General features: G+C 59.3%; 6 protein-coding genes and 1 pseudogene. 2 read left to right on the plus strand and 5 right to left on the minus strand.

Annotation, left to right across the window (positions count from 1 at the left end):
• Nucleotides 1–42: 42 nt before the first annotated feature.
• Together NKJ90_RS33670 and NKJ90_RS33235 are read right to left on the minus strand one after the other, a co-directional pair.
• A complete protein-coding gene (locus NKJ90_RS33670) occupies nt 43–309 on the minus strand; it encodes a DUF8612 domain-containing protein (RefSeq protein ID WP_502904965.1) in 267 nt (88 codons plus the stop codon).
• A gap of 255 nt (nt 310–564) precedes the next feature.
• Nucleotides 565–921 (minus strand): annotated as a pseudogene (locus tag NKJ90_RS33235) (integrase); the annotation flags it as partial.
• Between the two features lie 340 nt (nt 922–1,261).
• Here NKJ90_RS33235 and NKJ90_RS33240 point away from each other — a divergent pair.
• Both NKJ90_RS33240 and NKJ90_RS33245 read left to right on the plus strand, forming a co-directional pair.
• Nucleotides 1,262–1,558, plus strand: a complete 297-nt coding sequence (locus NKJ90_RS33240) for a hypothetical protein (RefSeq protein ID WP_023762676.1) — start codon at nt 1,262–1,264, stop codon at nt 1,556–1,558.
• Nucleotides 1,548–2,141 carry a type II toxin-antitoxin system VapC family toxin gene (locus NKJ90_RS33245; RefSeq protein WP_031261275.1) on the plus strand — a complete coding sequence of 198 codons (594 nt, stop codon included), beginning with the start codon at nt 1,548–1,550 and terminating at the stop codon, nt 2,139–2,141. Before NKJ90_RS33240 ends, NKJ90_RS33245 begins: the two co-directional genes overlap by 11 nt.
• A gap of 110 nt (nt 2,142–2,251) precedes the next feature.
• Here the strand turns inward: NKJ90_RS33245 and NKJ90_RS33250 are convergent, their stop codons facing one another.
• The 3 genes from NKJ90_RS33250 to NKJ90_RS33260 all read right to left on the minus strand — a co-directional run bounded on the left by NKJ90_RS33250 (nt 2,252) and on the right by NKJ90_RS33260 (nt 3,488).
• On the minus strand, nt 2,252–2,662 hold the full coding sequence (locus NKJ90_RS33250) for a heme-copper oxidase family protein (protein WP_023762678.1): 411 nt from the start codon (nt 2,660–2,662) through the stop codon (nt 2,252–2,254).
• 333 nt (nt 2,663–2,995) lie between these two features.
• A complete protein-coding gene (locus NKJ90_RS33255) occupies nt 2,996–3,235 on the minus strand; it encodes a hypothetical protein (protein ID WP_352487767.1) in 240 nt (79 codons plus the stop codon).
• Nucleotides 3,236–3,242: 7 nt separating this feature from the next.
• Nucleotides 3,243–3,488: a hypothetical protein gene (locus NKJ90_RS33260; RefSeq protein WP_352487768.1), complete on the minus strand. Its 246-nt coding sequence runs from the start codon at nt 3,486–3,488 to the stop codon at nt 3,243–3,245.
• Between the last annotated feature and the right edge of the window lie 159 nt (nt 3,489–3,647).

The raw sequence follows: 3,647 nt of genomic DNA on the forward strand, positions 1-3,647 counted from the left end.
AGGGTTTTTTGTCCCTCTTGATCGCTCTCTTCCAACTCCGGCCTAAGCCGGTCGCCGCTTAGGGGCCGGATTGTTCACGGTCGACGAAATACTGTAAAGGTGCTTCAACGGAAGCGGCGCAGCGTTTCGGCTGGAAATGCGAGGCCCGAGCAGCGGGATATCGCGTTCGAGGTAGGTGCGGATGAAGTCCTGCCGCCACCGCTGACTGGCACGGTCGCTTGCCACCAGAAAGCTGTCGGGAAAGCCGCCGCGCACCCACAAGGGGTTCAATTGTTCGGCCGGCACCTCCAGTCCGTCAATTGGGTGCATCTCAAGATAGGCGATGCGGCCGTGTCTCGGCTATTTCGAGCGCGAGCGTAGTCTTGCCGACCCGCGGCCCAATCAGCGCCACCGCTGGGATGGTGTCTATCAGTTCGGCCAGTTGCGTTTCGACGCGGCGCTTCATCATCCTCGCAATTATGGAGTTCAGTTCCCGATTTGCAAGGATGATAAACGTTGGCGCGCAACGCCGAATTTGGGATGGCAGGGGAGGGGACTTCGTCCTCTATAATCCTGACGACGGTGGATATGCCGATCCTTCCAGTCGAGCGGAGGACCGCGTTGCGAATAGTTGCAGGTCAGGGACGACAGGCGGCGCTCAATGGTCGACACAGACCTTTTGTCCCTTACCGATCCTGAGGCCTGGGCCGTGATGTAGAGGCCGACAACTAGCGGATCTGGCGGCAGCGGGTCAAACGCCTGGCGCCGGCACCAGGCGGAAAAAAGCTTCCAGTCCGCGGCATAGGCGCGACGGGTGTTTGCCGAACTCCCCGCATCGACGGAATCGCGCGCGGGGTCGGCAAGCTTTTCGAGATGCGCAGGCAGTGATGCTTGTCGCGAGTCGAGGACTGGCGGGGAAGGGAGCTTTATCCGGGCGCCCATCTCCATGACGATCTCGACAATGTCAGGCAGGTCCTCGGTGTCGACCGCGTCGAGAGGCGTCATGAAATTACGGGGACTGCCCATCGGAACTCTCGTTCATTGGAATGCCGCAGTGGTGCGATTCCGAGGGCCCAACGTGCGACCAAAGCGCCGAATTGTCCACCGCGAGGTGCTTGACCAATAGCTGCGACAGCTGCGCCCGGTCGCGTACGACAAGCGGTTGGGTACGATTATCATGTCCAATCCAGTGTTGACCCTCCTAGGGTCCTCTTCCTCAGTGCCAATCCTTGCCTTCATGTTCAACATCCCTTATGTTTCGTTCAACAGTGGAGAATGCAGGATGAGCAGACGTGGCGCAACGGCCGCCGAAAGCCAGGAGCGGATCGCCCACACCCGGAACCGTCTGGTGCTCGAACAGGCGAGGGCCGTCGGCCTTCTTGGCGCGGCCAAGAACACACGCCTTTCCGGCAGGGTGCCGTCGGAACTGATCGAGGCGGCAAAGAAGCGCGCTCATGTGACCTCCGACACTGAATTGCTTGAGCTCGCATTGTCGCGGCTAGCTCTCGAGGACGATTTTGGCGCCCGGCTCGTCGGCCGCAAGGGCAGCATTTCCGCGGACATTGATCTTGACGTTTGATCTCGGGAGCGCACTGCGTTCCCTCACACCACAGCGGCGTGCCGGAGGGCTGGAACGGCGGCCGGATTCCGCTCTGTTCTGGGCAGGGGATCAGCCGCCTGTCGGCGGTGCATTGCTTCTCGACACGAGCGTCTATCTGGATGTCCTGCAGGGGCGCACGCCTGAAGTGGTCGATGACCTTTTGACCTATCGGCTCTGTCAGCACTCGGCCGTCTGCCTTGCCGAGCTCAGCCATTTGTTCGGCCGGCTCAATCCGGGCCATCCCACGACGAAGTCGGTCCTGAAAGTGGTTGCGGACACGATCGAAGATATTCCAGCGCACCGGCTGCATGCACCCGACGCCACCGCCTGGGGACGCGCCGGCATGCTTGCCGGCCTGCTGTTCCGGCTAAGCCGCCTGCCGAAAGGGGAGGGGCAGGAACGCCGCTTCCTCAACGATGCGCTGATCTTTCACCAGGCCGGTCTGCTGGGCGCGACGGTTCTGACCGGCAATGTTCGGGATTTCGATTACCTCAACCAGCTTTTTCCGTCGGTGCGTGTGATCTTCTACCGGCCGGTGACAGACTTGCGCCCGCAGGGTTGAAAGCGTCTATGGGAGATATGCCTTTGCACCGTGATCGTCCACCTTCCTTTAATGACCACCAGTCTCAAAAAGCTCGCTGACACTCTCCTGCGACCGTTGACTTGCGCCATTCAGCGTGTGGCCGGCGACAAATCAGATGGCAAACGCACGCCCGCGCCTGAGAAAACCACGACGGCAAACACCAGCACGGCAGCGGCGACGATCAGCGAGCCGGCGGCCACGATCGGCTCAATCGCCGTATAGCCGCCTTGTAGCATCAGATACAGCGCTGGCAGCATGATCACCAGCCCGACATTATACAAGCCGTAGTGAATCATTGCGATTCTCCGCGCCGCCTTTGCCGGGTTAAGGGCGTAGTAGCCGCCAAATATCGCGCTTGTGACCCATCCCAGCAGATTGATATGTGCGTGGGCCGGAAAGGCACCGTGGTCGCCAGAGATCGCCATCTGCAAACCGGCGCCTATCCCCAAAACCAGCCACACGATGGCAGTCTTGAAGAAAAGATCTGAAACTCTAGGCATGACACTTCTCCCCGAACGCCAATTTCAGCACGCCTCGATTTTAGGATTTCCTAATGAAAGTGCAATCACAATCAGCGATGTCACGTGCGCGGTTCGCTGCCGCGGCCTCGCATTTCCTGCCGACAGCCAATATCTGAATTGCTATTCTTGGCAGATTCGAGGAGCGAAGCAGTTCGTGTCGATCCAGCCCCTCCTGAAGCCGCACCATGCAAGCGATACGTCTTCGCTGCGACACCTGTCACGGTCACGTTCTGTCATGTCGACAATGCGTTCCTGCAAGCAGCTCGGTCCACCATTGCCGAGCGTTGCGACGATACTACGGCTCGACAGAGGCTATGCCTCGACAGCTGGGTCCTGCGGGTCGACTTCGATCGCAAATCCCGCATCGATCGCACTTTGTGCAATGAGATCGCGAAGTTCCCAGTCCGTGAGTTCGCAAAGCGGAAGCATTCTCCTCACGGTGTGGCTGACCTCAGAAATCGAAATGCTCGGGCTACCAATGTTGTCGATGAGGTAACAGACAATCGCCTGGCGAACGTCTGAGAAGGTGGGCGTCTGCGTGAGCGCAGACATATATGGCCTACGAATGGAGCCGTGGTTCTACACCCTCGGCCGTTTTTGCATCGAAGGCGACGGGCACACCGTGAGTGATGCATGCCTCAGCCAGCAGCTCTTCCAATTCGAGATCGGTGGCCTTGCACGCCGGCATGAGTGTTCGGATGGCGCGAATTGCCAGTGTGATGGACAGGAAGTGGGCCTTGCCTCTAGAGCGCACATAGGCTTCGGCGGCTCTTTCAACCGTGACGGTGTGAAAACTGCTGGTCATCGAGAATACCTCCCTGAAACCCTCAACACGATTTACGGCAGCAATTCCGTAGCCCGCAAGGGTTTGTCCGATTCCGGACAATCAGGTGGAGGCAGGGACGAAGTGACTTTGCTCCTCCTCGCCGTAAGCACCATGTGTGAGCTGTATCATTCCAACGCG

The sequence above is a fragment of the Mesorhizobium sp. M0051 genome (genome assembly GCF_040323235.1).
Taxonomy (GTDB): domain Bacteria; phylum Pseudomonadota; class Alphaproteobacteria; order Rhizobiales; family Rhizobiaceae; genus Mesorhizobium.

What these genes read in the sequence shown, in the direction of transcription:
- NKJ90_RS33670 (WP_502904965.1), bottom strand. Translation starts at nt 309, where the DNA reads ATGCACCCAATTGACGGACTGGAGGTGCCGGCCGAACAATTGAACCCC.
- NKJ90_RS33240 (WP_023762676.1), top strand. Translation starts at nt 1,262, where the DNA reads ATGAGCAGACGTGGCGCAACGGCCGCCGAAAGCCAGGAGCGGATCGCC.
- NKJ90_RS33250 (WP_023762678.1), bottom strand. Translation starts at nt 2,662, where the DNA reads ATGCCTAGAGTTTCAGATCTTTTCTTCAAGACTGCCATCGTGTGGCTG.
- NKJ90_RS33255 (WP_352487767.1), bottom strand. Translation starts at nt 3,235, where the DNA reads ATGTCTGCGCTCACGCAGACGCCCACCTTCTCAGACGTTCGCCAGGCG.
- NKJ90_RS33260 (WP_352487768.1), bottom strand. Translation starts at nt 3,488, where the DNA reads ATGACCAGCAGTTTTCACACCGTCACGGTTGAAAGAGCCGCCGAAGCC.